The 15,479-nt window shown below is 59.2% G+C and carries 19 protein-coding genes and 2 tRNA genes; 6 read left to right on the forward strand and 15 right to left on the reverse strand.

Features of this window, described 5'->3' with window-relative positions; translation table 11 throughout:
- Position 1 precedes the first annotated feature (1 nt).
- The 7 genes from NJC40_RS18235 to NJC40_RS18265 form a co-directional block, all read right to left on the reverse strand.
- Entirely contained in the window at positions 2 to 1,579 is a 1,578-nt protein-coding gene (locus NJC40_RS18235; protein WP_253139793.1) for an ABC transporter ATP-binding protein, read from the reverse strand.
- Between the two features lies 1 nt (position 1,580).
- Positions 1,581 to 2,603: an ABC transporter permease gene (locus tag NJC40_RS18240; protein ID WP_045490516.1), complete on the reverse strand. Its 1,023-nt coding sequence runs from the start codon at positions 2,601 to 2,603 to the stop codon at positions 1,581 to 1,583.
- The gene (locus NJC40_RS18245) at positions 2,603 to 3,667 is read right to left on the reverse strand and encodes a microcin C ABC transporter permease YejB (protein WP_253139791.1); all 1,065 of its coding nucleotides are present in this window, start codon (positions 3,665 to 3,667) and stop codon (positions 2,603 to 2,605) included. Before NJC40_RS18245 ends, NJC40_RS18240 begins: the two co-directional genes overlap by 1 nt.
- Entirely contained in the window at positions 3,668 to 5,536 is a 1,869-nt protein-coding gene (locus NJC40_RS18250) for an extracellular solute-binding protein (RefSeq protein WP_253139789.1), read from the reverse strand.
- A 145-nt stretch (positions 5,537 to 5,681) separates the two neighbouring features.
- Positions 5,682 to 5,963 carry a peptidylprolyl isomerase gene (locus tag NJC40_RS18255; RefSeq protein ID WP_039589523.1) on the reverse strand — a complete coding sequence of 94 codons (282 nt, stop codon included), beginning with the start codon at positions 5,961 to 5,963 and terminating at the stop codon, positions 5,682 to 5,684.
- 190 nt (positions 5,964 to 6,153) lie between these two features.
- Positions 6,154 to 7,236 (reverse strand): 3-deoxy-7-phosphoheptulonate synthase, encoded by a 1,083-nt coding sequence (locus NJC40_RS18260; protein WP_253139787.1) that lies wholly within the window; start codon positions 7,234 to 7,236, stop codon positions 6,154 to 6,156.
- A gap of 704 nt (positions 7,237 to 7,940) precedes the next feature.
- On the reverse strand, positions 7,941 to 8,171 hold the full coding sequence (locus NJC40_RS18265) for a DNA-binding protein (RefSeq protein WP_253139785.1): 231 nt from the start codon (positions 8,169 to 8,171) through the stop codon (positions 7,941 to 7,943).
- 82 nt (positions 8,172 to 8,253) lie between these two features.
- On the opposite strand from NJC40_RS18265, the gene NJC40_RS18270 reads away from it, so the two are divergent.
- The 6 genes from NJC40_RS18270 (at position 8,254) to NJC40_RS18295 (ending at position 12,307) form a co-directional block, all read left to right on the forward strand.
- A complete protein-coding gene (locus NJC40_RS18270) occupies positions 8,254 to 8,649 on the forward strand; it encodes a helix-turn-helix domain-containing protein (RefSeq protein ID WP_045494646.1) in 396 nt (131 codons plus the stop codon).
- Between the two features lie 334 nt (positions 8,650 to 8,983).
- Positions 8,984 to 9,628: a response regulator transcription factor GacA gene (gene gacA, locus NJC40_RS18275; protein WP_045490520.1), complete on the forward strand. Its 645-nt coding sequence runs from the start codon at positions 8,984 to 8,986 to the stop codon at positions 9,626 to 9,628.
- Between the two features lie 2 nt (positions 9,629 to 9,630).
- A complete protein-coding gene (gene uvrC, locus NJC40_RS18280; protein ID WP_253139783.1) occupies positions 9,631 to 11,454 on the forward strand; it encodes an excinuclease ABC subunit UvrC in 1,824 nt (607 codons plus the stop codon).
- A gap of 32 nt (positions 11,455 to 11,486) precedes the next feature.
- On the forward strand, positions 11,487 to 12,047 hold the full coding sequence (gene pgsA, locus NJC40_RS18285; RefSeq protein ID WP_045490524.1) for a CDP-diacylglycerol--glycerol-3-phosphate 3-phosphatidyltransferase: 561 nt from the start codon (positions 11,487 to 11,489) through the stop codon (positions 12,045 to 12,047).
- Positions 12,048 to 12,111: 64 nt separating this feature from the next.
- A tRNA-Gly gene (locus NJC40_RS18290) sits at positions 12,112 to 12,187 on the forward strand.
- A 46-nt stretch (positions 12,188 to 12,233) separates the two neighbouring features.
- Positions 12,234 to 12,307 (forward strand) — tRNA-Cys (locus NJC40_RS18295).
- Positions 12,308 to 12,401: 94 nt separating this feature from the next.
- On the opposite strand, the gene NJC40_RS18300 is transcribed toward NJC40_RS18295, so the two are convergent.
- The 8 genes from NJC40_RS18300 to NJC40_RS18335 all read right to left on the reverse strand — a co-directional run bounded on the left by NJC40_RS18300 (position 12,402) and on the right by NJC40_RS18335 (position 15,431).
- On the reverse strand, positions 12,402 to 13,478 hold the full coding sequence (locus tag NJC40_RS18300) for a site-specific integrase (RefSeq protein WP_253111133.1): 1,077 nt from the start codon (positions 13,476 to 13,478) through the stop codon (positions 12,402 to 12,404).
- A 3-nt stretch (positions 13,479 to 13,481) separates the two neighbouring features.
- Entirely contained in the window at positions 13,482 to 13,718 is a 237-nt protein-coding gene (locus tag NJC40_RS18305; protein WP_253111135.1) for a DUF4224 domain-containing protein, read from the reverse strand.
- A gap of 43 nt (positions 13,719 to 13,761) precedes the next feature.
- A complete protein-coding gene (locus NJC40_RS18310; RefSeq protein WP_253139781.1) occupies positions 13,762 to 14,085 on the reverse strand; it encodes a hypothetical protein in 324 nt (107 codons plus the stop codon).
- Between the two features lie 66 nt (positions 14,086 to 14,151).
- A complete protein-coding gene (locus NJC40_RS18315; protein ID WP_253139779.1) occupies positions 14,152 to 14,352 on the reverse strand; it encodes a hypothetical protein in 201 nt (66 codons plus the stop codon).
- On the reverse strand, positions 14,349 to 14,621 hold the full coding sequence (locus NJC40_RS18320) for a hypothetical protein (RefSeq protein ID WP_253139777.1): 273 nt from the start codon (positions 14,619 to 14,621) through the stop codon (positions 14,349 to 14,351). The genes NJC40_RS18315 and NJC40_RS18320 overlap by 4 nt, the downstream gene beginning before the upstream one ends.
- Positions 14,618 to 14,827, reverse strand: a complete 210-nt coding sequence (locus NJC40_RS18325; RefSeq protein WP_253139775.1) for a hypothetical protein — start codon at positions 14,825 to 14,827, stop codon at positions 14,618 to 14,620. Before NJC40_RS18325 ends, NJC40_RS18320 begins: the two co-directional genes overlap by 4 nt.
- Positions 14,824 to 15,105 (reverse strand): hypothetical protein, encoded by a 282-nt coding sequence (locus NJC40_RS18330; protein WP_253139774.1) that lies wholly within the window; start codon positions 15,103 to 15,105, stop codon positions 14,824 to 14,826. The genes NJC40_RS18325 and NJC40_RS18330 overlap by 4 nt, the downstream gene beginning before the upstream one ends.
- Positions 15,102 to 15,431: a hypothetical protein gene (locus tag NJC40_RS18335; protein WP_253139772.1), complete on the reverse strand. Its 330-nt coding sequence runs from the start codon at positions 15,429 to 15,431 to the stop codon at positions 15,102 to 15,104. The genes NJC40_RS18330 and NJC40_RS18335 overlap by 4 nt, the downstream gene beginning before the upstream one ends.
- Positions 15,432 to 15,479: the final 48 nt, after the last annotated feature.

Raw genomic sequence — 15,479 nt, forward strand, 5'->3', positions numbered from 1 at the left:
CTTATCCGGTGTGCGCGGCCGCCAGTAGCTCGCGGGTATAGGGGTGTTGTGGGGCATTGAACAGCGTTTCACTGCTGCCGTACTCCACCACGCGCCCATCTTTGAGCACCAGTACGTCGTGGGCCAGCGCGCGGACCACGCTCAGGTCGTGGCTGATGAACAGATAGGTGAGGTCATGTTTTTCTTGCAGGTCACGCAACAGGCTCACCACCTGCTTCTGGACTGTGCGATCCAGTGCCGAAGTCGGCTCGTCGAGCAGAATGAACGCCGGCTTGAGCACCAACGCGCGGGCGATGGCGATGCGTTGGCGCTGGCCACCGGAAAACTCATGAGGGTAGCGATGCCGGCTGGCCGGGTCGATCCCCACTTCCTGCAAGGCCCGGATCACCTGCTGGTCGCACTGCTCAGGGTCGAGTTGGGTGTGGGCTTCAAGGCCTTCAGCAATGATCTGCGCGACTGACAGGCGTGGGCTGAGGCTGCCGTAAGGGTCTTGAAACACCACCTGCATTTGCTTGCGCCACGGCCGCATCTGTTTATGGCCCAAGCCATCCAGGGTCTGGCCGCGAAACCGGATCGTGCCGCTGGAGTCGAGCAGGCGCAAAATAGCCTGGCCGAGGGTGGACTTGCCTGAGCCGGATTCGCCCACGATGCCCAGGGTCTTGCCGCGTTCGACGCTCAGGCTGATGTCGTCCACGGCCTTGAGGTATTCCTTATGACGGCCGAACCAGCCGCCGGCCAGCGAGAACCACACGCGCAGGTTTTCGACCTCCAGCAATGGTTCGCGAGCGGGGCGGGTGACGGGTAAACCTGCCGGCTCGGCGTCCAGCAACAGGCGGCTATAAGGGTGCTGCGGCTGCTTGAACAGGCTCTGGCATTCATTGTGTTCGACAATCTGCCCGGCCTGCATCACGCACACCCGCTGGGCCACGCTGTGGACCAGGTTCAGGTCATGGCTGATCAGCAGCAGCGACATGTTCAGGCGTTGCTGCAGGTCTTTGAGCAACAGCAGGATCTTGCGCTGGACGGTGACGTCCAGCGCGGTGGTGGGCTCATCGGCAATCAGCAGCTCCGGTTCACAGGCCAGCGCCATGGCAATCATCACCCGCTGACGCTGCCCGCCGGACAGCTCATGCGGGTAGGCCTTGAGGCGTTTCTGCGGCTCGCGGATGCCGACCAGTTCCAGTAGCTCAACGATCCTCTGCTGCGCCTCGCGTCCGCTGATGCCGCGGTGCAGCAGCAGGGTTTCGCCAATCTGTTTGGCTACGGTGTGCAACGGATTGAGCGATGTCATCGGCTCCTGGAAGATCATTGCGATGCGGTTGCCGCGCAACTGGCGCAGGGTTTTGGCGTCGGCGCCCAGCAACTGCTGGCCACGGTAGCGAATGCTGCCGCTGCACTGGGTGTCGGCTTGCGGCAGCAATTGCAGGATTGAATGGGCAGTGACCGACTTGCCCGAACCGGACTCACCGACCAGCGCCAGACACTCGCCGGGGCGGATATCCAGACTGAGGTTATGCACCGCTGGCTGGCCGTTAAAGGCGATGTTCAGGTCGCGGATTTCGATCAGATTATCCGGCATATCAAGACCTCGGGTCGAAGGCATCGCGGAGCGCTTCGCCAATGAACACCAGCAAGCTGAGGATCAGCGCCAGAGCAAAGAAAGCGGTCAGCCCCAGCCAGGGTGCTTGCAGGTTGGTTTTGCTCTGGGCAATCAGTTCGCCCAGCGATGCACTGCCGGCCGGCATGCCGAAACCGAGAAAGTCCAGGGCCGTGAGGGTGGTGATGGCGCCGGTAAGAATGAACGGCAGGTAACTCAGGGTGGCGCTCATGGCGTTGGGCAGGATATGCCGCACGATCACTCGCCGGTCGCTGAGCCCCAGGGCGCGGGCGGCCTTCACATATTCCAGCTTGCGCCCACGCAAGAACTCGGCCCGCACCACATCCACCAGCGCCAGCCAGGAAAACAGCGCCATGATTCCCAGCAGCCACCAGAAGCCCGGCTCGACGAAACCGGACAGAATGATCAGCAGGTAAAGCACCGGTAAGCCTGACCAGACCTCCTGCAGACGCTGGCCGATCAGGTCGGTCCAGCCCCCGTAATAGCCTTGCAGCGCGCCGGCAGCGATGCCAATCACCGCGCTGATCAGGGTCAGCGCCAAGGCGAACAGGATCGAAATCCGGGCACCAAAGATCACCCTGGCCAATACGTCGCGCGACTGATCATCGGTGCCCAGCCAGTTCTGCGCTGACGGTGGGCTTGGGGCCGGAACGCTCAGGTCATAATTGGGTGTGTCGGCGCCGAACGGGATGGGCGGGAACAGCATCCAGCCGTCGCCCTTGGCGATTTGTTGTTGCACGTACTGACTGCGGTAATCAGGCTGAAACGGCAACTCGCCGCCAAATGCCTGCTCGGTATAACGCTTGAATACCGGGAAATACAGCGAGCCTTTATAGCTGAGCACCAGCGGCTTGTCGTTGGCAATAAGTTCGCCGCCCAGGGTCAGCATGAACAGCCCGCAGAACAGCCACAGCGACCACCAGCCGCGACGGTTGGCGCGAAACCGCGCCAGCCGGCGTCGGGCCACAGGGGACAGGCGCTGCATCAGACAGTCCTCGCACTGAAGTCGATGCGCGGATCGACCAAGGTGTAGCAGATATCACCGGCCAGTTTGATCAGCAGGCCAAACAGGGTGAAGATGAACAGCGTGCCGAACACCACCGGATAATCGCGCGCCACCGCCGCCTCGTAGCTCATGCGGCCCAGGCCATCAAGCGAGAAAATGACTTCGATCAGCAGCGCGCCGGAAAAAAACACCGTGATCAGCGCCTGCGGGATGCCGGCCACCACCAGCAACATGGCATTGCGAAATACATGGCCATACAGCACGCGCCGTTCGCTCATGCCTTTGGCTCTGGCGGTGGTCACATACTGGCGGGTGACTTCGTTGAGAAAGGCGTTCTTGGTCAACAGGGTCAGGGCGGCAAAACCGCCGATCACCAGCGACGTGACCGGCAGCGCCAGGTGCCAGAAGTAGTCGGCGATCTTGCCGGTCAGCGATAGCTCGGCGAAGTTCTCCGAGACCAGCCCGCGCACCGGAAACCAGTGCAGCGCGGTGCCGCCGCAGAACAGCACCACCAGCAGCATGGCGACCAGAAAGGCCGGCAGGGCGTAGCCGATGATGATCAGCGTGCTGCTCCAGACATCGAAGTGGCTGCCGTGCCTGACCGCCTTGCGAATCCCCAGCGGGATCGACACTAGATAGGTCAGCAGGGTCGCCCACAGTCCTAGCGACAATGACACCGGCAACTTCTGCATGATCAGTTCAGTGACTGAGGCTCCGCGAAAGAAGCTGTTGCCGAAATCCAGCCGGGCATAGTGACCCAGCATCAGCCACAGCCGCTCATGCAGCGGTTTGTCAAAGCCATACTGGCGCTCGATTTCCTCGATCAGCTTCGGGTCCAGCCCCCGGGAGGCGCGGGATTGGCCGCTGTGCACCGATTCGACCGAGGTGCTGCCCACACTGCCGCCGCTAACCCCTTGCAGGCGTGCGATGGTTTGCTCCACCGGCCCGCCCGGTGCGGCTTGGACAATGAAAAAATTGACCAGCAGGATGCACAGCAGGGTCGGGATGATCAGCAGCAGGCGACGCAGGATATAGCCCGGCATTTACTGCATCTCCTTGACCAGCGCCGAAGCACCACGTCGTGCGGCGAATTCCTCGTCGGTCAGCGCCGTAGGGCTGACTTCCCACCAGGTTTCAATGGCTTCGCTGTTACGCGCCTGGATTTTGGGAATGCCGAAGCGGTTCCACCACACTGTAGAGCTGCCGGGCGGATAGTAGTTGGGAATCCAGTAGTAGCCCCACTGCAATACCCGGTCCAGGCTGCGGGCATAAGCGCTCATGTCAGCCTGGGTGGTGGCCTTGACCAGGCCATCGATCAGGCTGTCTACCGCCGGGTTCTGCAGCACCATGTAGTTGCTGGAGCCAGCATCGCGGGCCACCTTGGAGCCAAAGCTGTTGTACAGCTCCATCCCCGGCGAGTTGCTCACGGTATAGCCGATCACAATCATGTCATAGTCGCGGGCCATGACTCGGTTCAGGTACTGCGCGGCGTCGATGCGGCGGATCTCGAAGCGGATGCCGATCTGCGCCAGGGTACGCTTGTAAGGCAGCAGCAGGCGCTCCATCCCTGATTGGGCGTTGAGAAACGTGAAACTCAGCGGCTCGCCTTGGGCATTGACCAGTTGGTCGCCCTTCGGCTCCCAGCCCGCCTGCTTGAGCAAACTCAGGGCCTGCAGTTGTTTGTCGCGGATCAGGCCGCTGCCATCGGTGCGCGGTGGCTGGAATACCTGAGTGAATACTTCATCAGGCACCTGGCCGCGCAACGGCTCAAGAATTTCCAGCTCGCGAGGCGAGGGCAGTTGAGTGGCCGCCAGGGGCGAGTTGGAAAAGTAGCTGCTCTGGCGGATGTACATGTTGCGCATCATCTGCCGATTGGTCCATTCGAAATCCCACAGCATGGCCAGTGCCTGACGCACTCGCCGGTCCTGGAACATTGGTCGATCCAGGTTGAAAACAAACCCCTGGGAGTTCTGGATCGCGTCGCTGGCCAGATGCGCCTTTTGCAGGCGACCCTCACTCAAGGCCTGGCCGTTATAGCGAATGGTGTAGCCGGTGGCGGAGTATTCACGGTTGTAATCGTAACCGCCGCCGAGCAATACCTGACGCGCCACATCGGTGTCGCCGAAATACTCGATGCGAAACGAATCGAAGTTGTACAGGCCGCGACTGACCGGCTTGTCACGTCCCCACCACTGCGGGTCGCGCTCGAACGTAATGCTGCGCCCTGCATCGACCTTGCCGATCTTGTACGGCCCACTGCCGGGCGGCACTTCAAAGCCGGCGCCGCCAGCAAAGTCGCGGGTCTTCCACCAATGTTCGGGCAGTACCGGCAGCGACGCCAGTTCCAGTGGCAGGGTACGGCTTTCGTTGTTGCTGAAATCGAAACGCACTTGGCCGGGTGACTCGACTTGCACCCCCTTGACCGCCTCAAAGCGGGTCCGGTAATCGAGCTTGCCTTTGCTCATGAACAACTCGAAGGTGTACTTCACGTCATTGGCAGTGATCGGCGTGCCGTCGGCGAAGCGGGCATCAGGGTCAATATAGAAGCGCAGCGATAGTCCGTCGGCACTGCGTTCCATTTGTCGTGCTACCAGGCCATAGACGGTGAAGGGTTCATCCAGCGAGCGCACGGCCAGCGGCGCATACAGCAACTTGTCGACCTGCTCGACGCCCATGCCTTTGTCGACATACGGGATCAAATGATCGAACTGGCCGATTTCCTGCGCCGAGCGTCGCATACTGCCGCCTTTGGGGGCATCGGGGTTAACGTAATCGAAGTGCAGGAAGCCCGCTGGGTAACGCGGCGCTTCACCATAAACGGTCAGTGCATGCTGCGGCGCAGCCCACGTTGATTGCACGGTGCTCAGTAGGGCCAGTGATGCGGCAAACAGTGATAAACGAAGCAAACCCATGAGCGAACCACAAGCCAGAAACTGTTGTGTCGTTCTACAGGGAAAGCGCTACAGCGCCAAGGGCCAAAGCTACAAGTTTCGGCTCGTTAGAATGCAAACGGCCCATCATCAGGATGGGCCGTTTACCAGAATCAACTGCGCAGGATCAATCCTGACGGCTGGTCACTTCCAGCAGGTGGTAGCCGAACTGGGTCTTGACCGGACCCTGTACCACGTTGATCGGGGCGCTGAATACCACGGTGTCGAACTCCTTGACCATCTGGCCTGGACCGAACGAGCCCAGGTCACCGCCCTGACGGCTCGACGGGCAGCTTGAATTGGCCTTGGCGATTTCCGCGAAATCAGCGCCGCCTTCGATCTGGGCTTTCAGTTCGTTGCACTTCTCTTCGCTGGAAACCAGGATGTGGCGGGCAGTGGCTTTTGCCATGGGAACAGTACTCCTGTTGAAAAATACCAAGCCTACCGTAATGTGAAGGGCGCTGCCTGATTAAGTTCATGACCCTTGACTAATGCCGTGCGGCGCTGACCGGCCCGGCAATAGCGCGTAGACCGGCTTCGGCCGGGAAACGCAGCGACGCGGTCCCGGCCAAGGCCGATGTTCGCGCTGAGGTGATGGCTCAGCGGTAGCGCAGCCGCTCAACCGCCCCGCGCAGCAGCGCCTCGGTGCCGGACCAGCCCAAGCATGCATCGGTCACCGATACCCCGTATTTCAATGAAGGCCCCAGAGCCTGGCAGCCGTCGAACAGATGGCTTTCGATCATCATGCCCATCAGCGCGGTGTTGCCCTGCAGGCGCTGCTCCAGCACATCGTTGAACACCAATGGCTGACGGGCCGGGTCTTTGCCGCTGTTGGCATGGCTGCAATCGACCATGATCCGCGGGTTGGCCTGTTGTTTATCAAGCGCGGCACTGACCTTGGCGACCTGTTCGGCGCTGTAGTTGGGGCCGTGGTGGCCGCCGCGCAGCACGATATGGGTGTCGAGGTTGCCTGCCGTCTCGATAATGGCCGGATGTCCGTGCCGGTCCATGCCGAAATGCCGGTGCGGGTGAGCCGCCGAACGCATGGCGTCGCAAGCCACGGCGACGCCGCCATCGGTGCCGTTCTTGAAGCCGACCGGGATGCCCAGGCCGCTGGCCATTTCTCGATGGATCTGCGATTCAGTCGTACGGGCGCCGATCGCCACCCAGCTCAACACGTCATCAAAGTAACCGGCCGCCATTGGCTGCAGTACTTCAGTCGCGACAGGCAGGCCCAGTTCGAGCGTGTCACGCATCAGTTGCCGTGACAGGCTCAGTCCGCTCGCCATGTCATCACTGCCATCCAGATGCGGATCGTAGGCCAGGCCTTTCCAGCCGACGGTGGTGCGAGGCTTTTCGATGTAGGCACGCATCACCAGCAGCATTTGGTCGCTGACTTCACTGGCCAGCTCGGCCAGCCGCGCTGCGTATTCAAGTGCTGATTGTGGGTCGTGTAATGAACAGGGGCCGACCACCACCAGCAGGCGGGAGTCGCTGCCATCGAGAATCGCGCGAATGGCGCGTCGATGCGCTGCGACCTGACTGGTCAGGGAGGCATTCAACGGCAGGCGCTGTTTGAGCTCGACGGTGGTCGGCAGTCTTTGCGGATGGGATGCAGGGTCCAGACGGGTGACGGTGCTGGACGACAGTTCGGTGTTTTTCAGAGTGGCAGGCGCGTTCATGTTCTGGCTTCCTGGGCGGCGGGTTTTTCCCGCTCACGCCCTATAGGGGTGTTCGACAAGGTTGTGTAATAGACAAATTGCCACCAGGCAGTGACCGGACGGAGGCGGCAGGCTGTCCCGAACGGAGGCTGGTAAATCGCCAGGCGTAGACGTAGTTGCAGTAATCGGTGAAGTGGGTCATGTGCTGTGTCCTCTGGAAATCTGTTGTGCGTCGTTAAAGGTGCTTAAAAACAAAACCCCCGGTCGGGGAGCCGACCGGGGGTTGAGAATTCTCTGGTGGGCGTCCCGTGAGTCAGGGCGCCGATGTAGGGGTATCAGCGCCTGTGGCTAAACCAATACCCATAATAAAAATCGACCGGCAGACAGGCATTGGCCAAAACCCTTTCGCCAGCATGCGTCGCTACCTGGCACTCAAGGCCGGCAGGGCGAACACATTGGAGGGTGAGGGTAAGCGACATATGATGTCTCCGTGGAATGTTGCCGAGCATACTTCAGGCAGTTTTTAAAAACTACCCGTCTTGCGATTGATTGCGTTGCTCAAGTCAAATCGGTTTTTTAGGGGGGAGCAAGTCACCAGCGGTTGAGGCAGAATTTTATCGGGGGAGGTGCCGACGCGAATTGTCAGAAAAGGCGATTTGATCACTCAGATCAAACCTGCAACGGTGGACAGAACTATTCTTTACCTTGGCCGCTCAGCAGTGCTGTCAAACAACGTCAGAGGCTGGCGGGTTCTCCGGCGTGGAGATGATCCCGACCTTCATGCCCAGCAAAACCGCCACTTTATGGGCTTCGCCACGGCGACCTTTCTTGCGGCCGGCTAAAACCTGATAGGTCGTTGCAGCATCCACGTTGTTTTCACGAGCAAATTGTTGAACGGATTTTCCCTGTTGATCGAGCCAAGCCTTGGCTTGTGCAGCAGTGCGGATTACGGGCATAGTTTAAAACCGTTCAAATCAGTTTAATTTTGTCAGGATTTTACCATTCGTTAGAATGGGGTCAACAGGGTTGCGCATTCAAATGAGTGGAATTGGATACCGTCTAAGAAAAGAACGCGAGCGTCTGGGCTTGTCTCAGCGAGCTTTCGGGGAAATCGGTGGCGTGGAAGCCAATGCCCAAGGCAAGTATGAAAGCGGTGATCGTGCTCCCAAGGCCGATTACCTGGCTGCGGTCTCTGCCAAAGGGGTTGACGTATTGTACGTGCTCACAGGAAAAGCTACGCCAATCCCGCTCGATAATCTCAGCCTGGCCGAAGAAAAAGTGCTGGGCAGCTACAGGACCCTGCACAAGGAGGATCAGGACGCGATCCGGCGGTTGACTACCAGCATGGCGGAACTGTCCGCGTCGTCATTGATAGGCAGCAAGCTCTTTTCCAGCCCGTCCATCAGCGATGAGTCATCAGTTGAAGAGAGCTGATGGCGGTCGTCCTTTGGGTATATTTGTGAGTCGGCGCACATTTTTTTCTGGCACTGAATTCTATGAGTGATAGCGTGTGGTTAACGCTGTCCACCCAACAGCATTGAGTCAGAAACCGGGGGCGTGCCTGATTGAATTACCCGTATTGGCCATGGGATCTTGGGCATTGCCTTGCGAATCATGCTATAGCAGTCATTGAGGGCTGCTAGGTCGCGGTTCTCTGAGCTTCAGGGCGGCGCTCGACACTGTGTGACGAGTTCAAAGACCCTAGGTCTGGCTCCCTGTTTTTGTTATCGTGACACGCATTGCTATGACTGTTTCGCGAGGTGTCTCCTTGATTAAGGTGCTAGTTGTCGACGACCACGATCTCGTGCGCACAGGCATAACCCGCATGCTCGCCGACATCGATGGCCTGCAGGTCATCGGTCAGGCCGATTGTGGCGAAGAATCCCTGAAGAAAGCCCGTGAACTCAAACCTGATGTCGTGCTTATGGACGTCAAAATGCCGGGTATTGGTGGCCTTGAAGCCACCCGCAAGTTGTTGCGCAGCCACCCCGACATGAAAGTCGTGGCGGTGACCGCCTGTGAGGAAGATCCGTTTCCGACCCGACTGCTGCAAGCCGGGGCGGCAGGTTATATGACCAAGGGCGCCGGCCTGACCGAAATGGTCCAGGCCATTCGCATGGTGTTTGCCGGTCAGCGATACATCAGCCCGCAGATCGCTCAGCAACTGGCGCTCAAGTCGTTTCAGCCCGAGCAGAGTAACTCGCCGTTCGATCTGTTGTCCGAACGAGAAATCCAGATCGCCTTGATGATCGTTGGCTGTCAGAAGGTCCAGACTATTTCGGACAAACTGTGCTTGTCGCCGAAAACCGTCAACACCTACCGTTATCGTATTTTCGAGAAGCTTTCGATCAGCAGTGATGTCGAACTGGCACTGCTGGCGGTTCGTCACGGCATGGTCGATGCCAGCGCCTGAACATGACTGAAACCTTTGATCACAGTGCTTTTCTGGCCACTTGCAGTGGCCGACCCGGTGTCTACCGGATGTTCGATGAGCAGGGGCTGCTGCTCTATGTCGGCAAGGCCAAGAACCTCAAGAAGCGTCTGGCCAGCTACTTTCGCAAGACTGGCCATGCGCCCAAGACCGGTGCGCTGGTGGCGCGAATCGCGCAGATCGAAACCACCATCACTGCCAATGAAACCGAAGCGCTGCTGTTGGAGCAGACCCTCATCAAAGAGAGTCGGCCGCCCTATAACATCCTGCTGCGCGACGACAAATCCTACCCGTATGTGTTTCTTTCGGACGGTGCCTTCCCGCGGCTGAGCATTCATCGTGGAGCGAAGAGGGCCAAAGGGCGTTATTTCGGGCCTTATCCCAGCGCCGGGGCCATTCGCGAAAGCCTCAGCTTGTTGCAGAAGACCTTTCTTGTGCGTCAGTGCGAGGACAGCTACTACCGCAACCGCACCCGGCCTTGCCTGCAGTACCAGATAAAACGCTGCAAAGCGCCCTGTGTCGGCCTGGTCGAGCCTGAAGTTTACGCTGAGGACGTGCGCCATTCGGTGATGTTCCTTGAAGGGCGCAGCAACGCTCTCAGTGATGAACTCAATGCGGCGATGGAGCAGGCAGCCATGGCGCTGGAGTTTGAGCGCGCGGCCGAGCTTCGCGATCAGGTTTCCCTGTTACGGCGTGTCCAGGACCAACAGAGCATGGAAGGCGGCACCGGCGATGTGGATGTTGTCGCTGCCTTCGTCAATCCGGGCGGTGCATGCGTTCATTTGATCAGCGTGCGCGGCGGACGAGTGCTGGGCAGCAAGAATTTCTTCCCTCAGGTGGGTATAGAAGAAGAGGTCGGCGAAGTGATGTCGGCGTTCCTCGCCCAGTATTTCCTGGGGGGTGTTGATCGTGAGCTGCCCGGCGAGGTTATCGTCAACGTGATCAACGACGACTTTGCGAGCCTGATCGATGCGATTCATGAATTGCGCGGTCGTGAGCTGACCATTAGTCATCGGGTGCGAGGCACCCGGGCGCGCTGGCAGCAGTTGGCGGTCACCAATGCCGAGCAGGCCCTCGGCGCCAGGTTGGCCAGCCGGCAACATGTGGCGTCGCGTTTTGAAGCGCTGGCTCGTGAACTCAAACTTGATGAGCCACCGCAGCGCCTTGAATGCTACGACATCAGCCACTCCAGCGGCGAAGCCACGGTGGCCTCATGTGTGGTGTTCGGCCCGGAAGGGCCGATCAAATCCGATTATCGGCGCTACAACATCGAAGGCGTCACTGCAGGCGATGACTATGCGGCCATGCACCAGGCACTGACGCGGCGCTTCAGCAAGATCAAGGACGGCGAGGGCAAGTTGCCGGACATCCTGCTGGTGGATGGTGGCAAGGGGCAGTTGAATATGGCCCGCGACGTTCTCAATGAGTTGGCGGTGCCTGACCTCATTTTGCTGGGGGTGGCCAAGGGCGTGACCCGCAAGGCCGGTTTCGAGACCTTGTACCTCAACGATGTTAACCATGAGTTTACCTTGCCTGGCGACTCGCCGGCCTTGCACCTGATTCAGCAGATCCGCGACGAAGCGCACCGGTTCGCGATCACCGGCCACCGGGCACGTCGCGGCAAGACCCGGCGTACCTCGACCCTGGAAGGCGTGGCGGGCGTGGGGCCTACCCGGCGCCGCGACTTGCTCAAGCACTTTGGCGGTTTGCAGGAGTTGTCGCGCGCCAGCATCGAAGAAATCGCCAAAGCACCCGGTATCAGTAAAAAGCTTGCAGAGTCGATTTATGCGAACCTGCATAGCGAGTAGAATGCCCGCTCACCTCGTAGCCAGTTGTGCCGATGAATATCCCTAATCTGATCACCGTTTTACGCGTTCTCCTGATTCCGATCTTCATTCTGTTGTTCTATGTGCCTTATCACTGGAGCTACGCAGCGGCTAGCGTGGTGTTTGCGTTCGCGGCCGCTACTGACTGGCTGGACGGTTATCTGGCGCGCAAACTGCAGCAAAGCACTCCGTTTGGGGCCTTTCTCGATCCGGTGGCAGACAAACTCATGGTCGCGGTGGCGCTGGTTATGCTGGTGCAGACCCATGCCAACTTCTGGCTTACCCTGCCAGCGATGGTCATCATCGGCCGAGAGATCGTCATTTCCGCACTGCGCGAATGGATGGCCGAGATCGGTGCCCGCGCTCAGGTGGCGGTATCGAACATGGGCAAATGGAAAACCGCCGCGCAGATGCTCGCCCTGGTGATCCTGCTGGCCAATCCGGTGCAACTCAGCTTCTGGGTGGTCACGGGCTACGCGCTGCTGCTGGTTGCCGCTGGCTTGACCCTGTGGTCGATGATCCAATACCTCAAGGCCGCATGGCCTCATTTGAAAACCACTGTAGATAAAAAATAAGTTTTTTAGAATCAAGGGGTTGACGGATAGATTTGAATGTATAGAATGGCGCACATCAAATGACGCGGGAATAGCTCAGTTGGTAGAGCACGACCTTGCCAAGGTCGGGGTCGCGAGTTCGAGTCTCGTTTCCCGCTCCAATTTGATTGCGCAAGATGTTGTTAAGTGCAGCGTCAAGCGTTTTGAGGCCGAGTAGCAAAATGGTTATGCAGCGGATTGCAAATCCGTTAACGCCGGTTCGATTCCGACCTCGGCCTCCACATTCGAAAGCCCCGTAGATCAAGGTCTACGGGGCTTTTTTGTTGTGCTGAGAAAGGTGGATCATTTCCGCATCTATGGGTATCGTTTCCGCAACTAGTCGGTTGTTTCGGTCGGATTGACCACCTCGCCACGGCGTCGATATACCTGTTTGGTGATCTTTTCAGATGAGTGCCCGAGCAACTTCGCAGCCTGGCCAACATCCTCTATATCTGACGCAGCTCGCGGCCTTATGTCCATAAACCTGAACTCTCGAATCTTTGCGGCCAGGTCCTGATCACCTTGGAGTACTGCCTCGGTAATTGCCTGCTCCCGCGCTTCATTCCATCTGTTCGTGAGCATGGGTAAGCTCATCCGCATTCCGGAGGCGTTTGTGATCAAGCGCGTGCCGCGAATACCTGCAATGCGCCTGCGCTCAAGGAGCCCTTCAACGAACTTGCCAAGACTGGTGGGTTCCTCGCCGATGTAGAGCCGAATACGCAACTTCTTGTCGGTTTTCCCCTGCCTGAACTCAAGGAAGCCGCCGACAATGTCTGTAGCGCTGGCCTTAAGTGTGTCAGCGGGCCGCTGGCCGCACAGATATGCCAGGTCCATTGCATCACGTAGTTCCGGGACAGCGTGTTTGTAAACTGCATTCCAGACGCCCTCTGTGGCATAAAAGTCCCGAGGCTTTTCCTTGTTCCGACGCAGTCCAAAGCACGGGTTGGCCTTCTCTGTCAGGCCCCATTCCCGAGCGATTGTGAAAACATGAGAGAGCAGGGCAATCTCCCTATTGGCCCGCACCTTGGCCGTCCGGGCGTCGCGGTACTGGGCAACGATGGGGGTTGTGATGGAATCTATTGGCGCCTCCCCGAAGGCCTTTCTCAATATCTCCAGTTCCTTGAGGTTGTCCCGCTGGGTCCGCGGCGCTTTGGTGGGGATGATCGCGTCGCGGTATCGGTCAAACACCTCGCCCATCAGGCAGGCTGCCTTCGGTAGGCTGGTGCGCTCAAGTCGCGCCCACTCAACCCGGGCTTCGTTGAGGTCCGTGCCCAGCGGTATCTCCTTGCGTTTGCCGCCTTCATCCCTCCCGTCGTAGTAATAGCCCACCCAAACCTTGCCGCTTTTCAATGCCCGAACCCGCCGCAGCATTCGCGGCGGCAGGTCTCGGTTCGCTCCCTTCTTGCTGCGCATCAATTACCCCACGCGCGATAGGTCTAGTGTCCAGGTCTCCGCGACTGCGTTCGTAGCACTCGGCTTGACCCCTGCGAGTTTCAGGCGGGCGTACACCCGGCCCACTACTGGCCGGCGTGCTCCGGTAAGCGCGTATTGCCAACCGTTGCGAGCCAGCCAAGCGACTTGCTTGCTGGGCATCTGGTAGCCCGTGATTGCTGCTATTTCGTCTTCATCCAAGGTTTCGGTTTGGATTTCCATGATCATCTCCGGGCCGCGCACGGCGGCTGGGGCTAGGGAGGGATTAATCGACTTGGTAGTAGACGTAGCAGTCCACACCCTGGTCCTTGAGTGATTTGTGCATGGCCTGGACGCCGGCGCTGTGCCGGTTACCCTGGCCAGGCCACGGCGCGTCGAGGTGAATGCCTTGCCGGTGGTAGCCGTGCCGCTTTTGCAGATAGCCAGGCAGTCCATGGTCGGCGTCTGAGCGCATGCCCGGCACCGGGATCACCACGCGGTCGAGGTTTGCACTGCCGCCGTCGTTGTTGCACGACGCCGCTGCGGCTTTGCCAGCCTCGATGGCAATACGAACCTTCGGTGCTAGGGCAGCCAGTTCTTCTTTCGTCATGACAATAGTTCTCCACGCCCGCCGTGTGGCAGGCTGAGTTAAAAGAGGGAGGGATACCGGGTTGAGTCAGATCAATTCGGCGCGAAGTGCGTCGACCAGGCCAGGGCTGACCATTGTGATGGGCAGGGCATCCTGGCTCTGGCCGTCACTGATGATGATCCAGCCGTCATTGCGCAAGGTGCAGGTGTTGCCGCCCCACTGGATCTTTGCGATCGGCAGGCCGGGGAAGGGCAGCAGCCTATTCAGGCGGTAGATGAGGCGCATCATGGCTGCACTCCTTCCAGATATTGCTTGAATGTTTGCGCGGTAACGATGTGCTCCAGGTTGCCTTGGGCATTTGTGCAGAACTCACCCTTGGGAAGGAATACACGCTCAAACTCGCCGTGCCATCTGCCAATGTCCGGGTCGCATGCTGAACACAGCATCCAGGGTAGGCTGGGCACCCCGCGCCACTGGCCAGCCACGCGCCGCAAGGCAAAATTGGAGGTAGCCGTATTCTCTCGGCAGCCGCAGGCGTAGCACTGGAAAAGACTCATAGTGACACTCCTTTCATTTCGCCCTGCAGGGTTGCGGTTTCCTTCATATCCATAAGCATTGCTGCCGCATGCTCGGTGGAGATGGCGTACAGATAGCCGCAGAACACCCCGTCAGGTGTCTGGTAGTCGAACGTGAAGAGTCGCCAAGTACTGGAGCCGACTTGGCAACTGATCGGCAGCTCAACCTTTTTGACGAGATCGCTCACATCGAATACCTCTCATCAACACGCCGATCCGGCGCCTGGGTCTGTTTCGCGGATGGCTCAGGCTTGAGCTGGCTGTCCGGTACGCAGCTGATCCCGCTCTGGTTCATGCCATTGGAGTACACCCAGCAGGTCACATCGCGCCTGTCGTCGTGAATGACCGTGACGCCGGCGCCAAAGGTCATTCGTTCGATTTCCAAGCGCTTAATATCGGCATCAGGGGTTTCGGCTGCGCCGGCACCGGTGGCCAGCAGCATGAGGGTGAGGGCGAGGCGCGTCATGGCGTCACCACTCGGCGACCCCACCAGCACACTGGGCCGTCGTCACTGTCGTGGATGGCAAGACAGAACCAGCCCTCACCATCCGGCCGATCCGGCTCCCAGTAGCTGCAGTCCGGGGCCTCGGATTCGAAGTAACGGTCAGCGACGGCCTGGTCGCTGTGGTATTCGAGCTCGACCTTGGTAACTTCCAGTCCCTGCTCAGCGATCCAGGCCTTGCAGCGTTCGCCGTCGCCTTCGTCAAAGTCAGGCAGGTCGGGGTGCTGGAACATACCGTTTTCATCGCGCACAACAGGCGCCGGCTGGATCAGCTTCATTTCTTGAGGCATAGCAATTCCTTTGCCGCCGTCGCGGGCAGCATCAATAGAGGGGAGAGG

Source organism: Pseudomonas sp. 21LCFQ02 (genome assembly GCF_024129895.2).
In the GTDB taxonomy this organism is placed as follows: domain Bacteria; phylum Pseudomonadota; class Gammaproteobacteria; order Pseudomonadales; family Pseudomonadaceae; genus Aquipseudomonas.

Coding starts and splice junctions, on each gene's coding strand:
- NJC40_RS18250 (WP_253139789.1), bottom strand. CDS start 5,536: ATGGGTTTGCTTCGTTTATCACTGTTTGCCGCATCACTGGCCCTACTG.
- NJC40_RS18320 (WP_253139777.1), bottom strand. CDS start 14,621: ATGAGTCTTTTCCAGTGCTACGCCTGCGGCTGCCGAGAGAATACGGCT.
- pgsA (WP_045490524.1), top strand. CDS start 11,487: ATGAATATCCCTAATCTGATCACCGTTTTACGCGTTCTCCTGATTCCG.
- NJC40_RS18310 (WP_253139781.1), bottom strand. CDS start 14,085: ATGACGAAAGAAGAACTGGCTGCCCTAGCACCGAAGGTTCGTATTGCC.
- NJC40_RS18255 (WP_039589523.1), bottom strand. CDS start 5,963: ATGGCAAAAGCCACTGCCCGCCACATCCTGGTTTCCAGCGAAGAGAAG.
- NJC40_RS18245 (WP_253139791.1), bottom strand. CDS start 3,667: ATGCCGGGCTATATCCTGCGTCGCCTGCTGCTGATCATCCCGACCCTG.
- NJC40_RS18300 (WP_253111133.1), bottom strand. CDS start 13,478: ATGCGCAGCAAGAAGGGAGCGAACCGAGACCTGCCGCCGCGAATGCTG.
- NJC40_RS18260 (WP_253139787.1), bottom strand. CDS start 7,236: ATGAACGCGCCTGCCACTCTGAAAAACACCGAACTGTCGTCCAGCACC.
- NJC40_RS18330 (WP_253139774.1), bottom strand. CDS start 15,105: ATGACGCGCCTCGCCCTCACCCTCATGCTGCTGGCCACCGGTGCCGGC.
- NJC40_RS18305 (WP_253111135.1), bottom strand. CDS start 13,718: ATGGAAATCCAAACCGAAACCTTGGATGAAGACGAAATAGCAGCAATC.
- NJC40_RS18240 (WP_045490516.1), bottom strand. CDS start 2,603: ATGCAGCGCCTGTCCCCTGTGGCCCGACGCCGGCTGGCGCGGTTTCGC.
- NJC40_RS18270 (WP_045494646.1), top strand. CDS start 8,254: ATGAGTGGAATTGGATACCGTCTAAGAAAAGAACGCGAGCGTCTGGGC.
- NJC40_RS18335 (WP_253139772.1), bottom strand. CDS start 15,431: ATGCCTCAAGAAATGAAGCTGATCCAGCCGGCGCCTGTTGTGCGCGAT.
- NJC40_RS18235 (WP_253139793.1), bottom strand. CDS start 1,579: ATGCCGGATAATCTGATCGAAATCCGCGACCTGAACATCGCCTTTAAC.
- NJC40_RS18315 (WP_253139779.1), bottom strand. CDS start 14,352: ATGATGCGCCTCATCTACCGCCTGAATAGGCTGCTGCCCTTCCCCGGC.
- uvrC (WP_253139783.1), top strand. CDS start 9,631: ATGACTGAAACCTTTGATCACAGTGCTTTTCTGGCCACTTGCAGTGGC.
- NJC40_RS18265 (WP_253139785.1), bottom strand. CDS start 8,171: ATGCCCGTAATCCGCACTGCTGCACAAGCCAAGGCTTGGCTCGATCAA.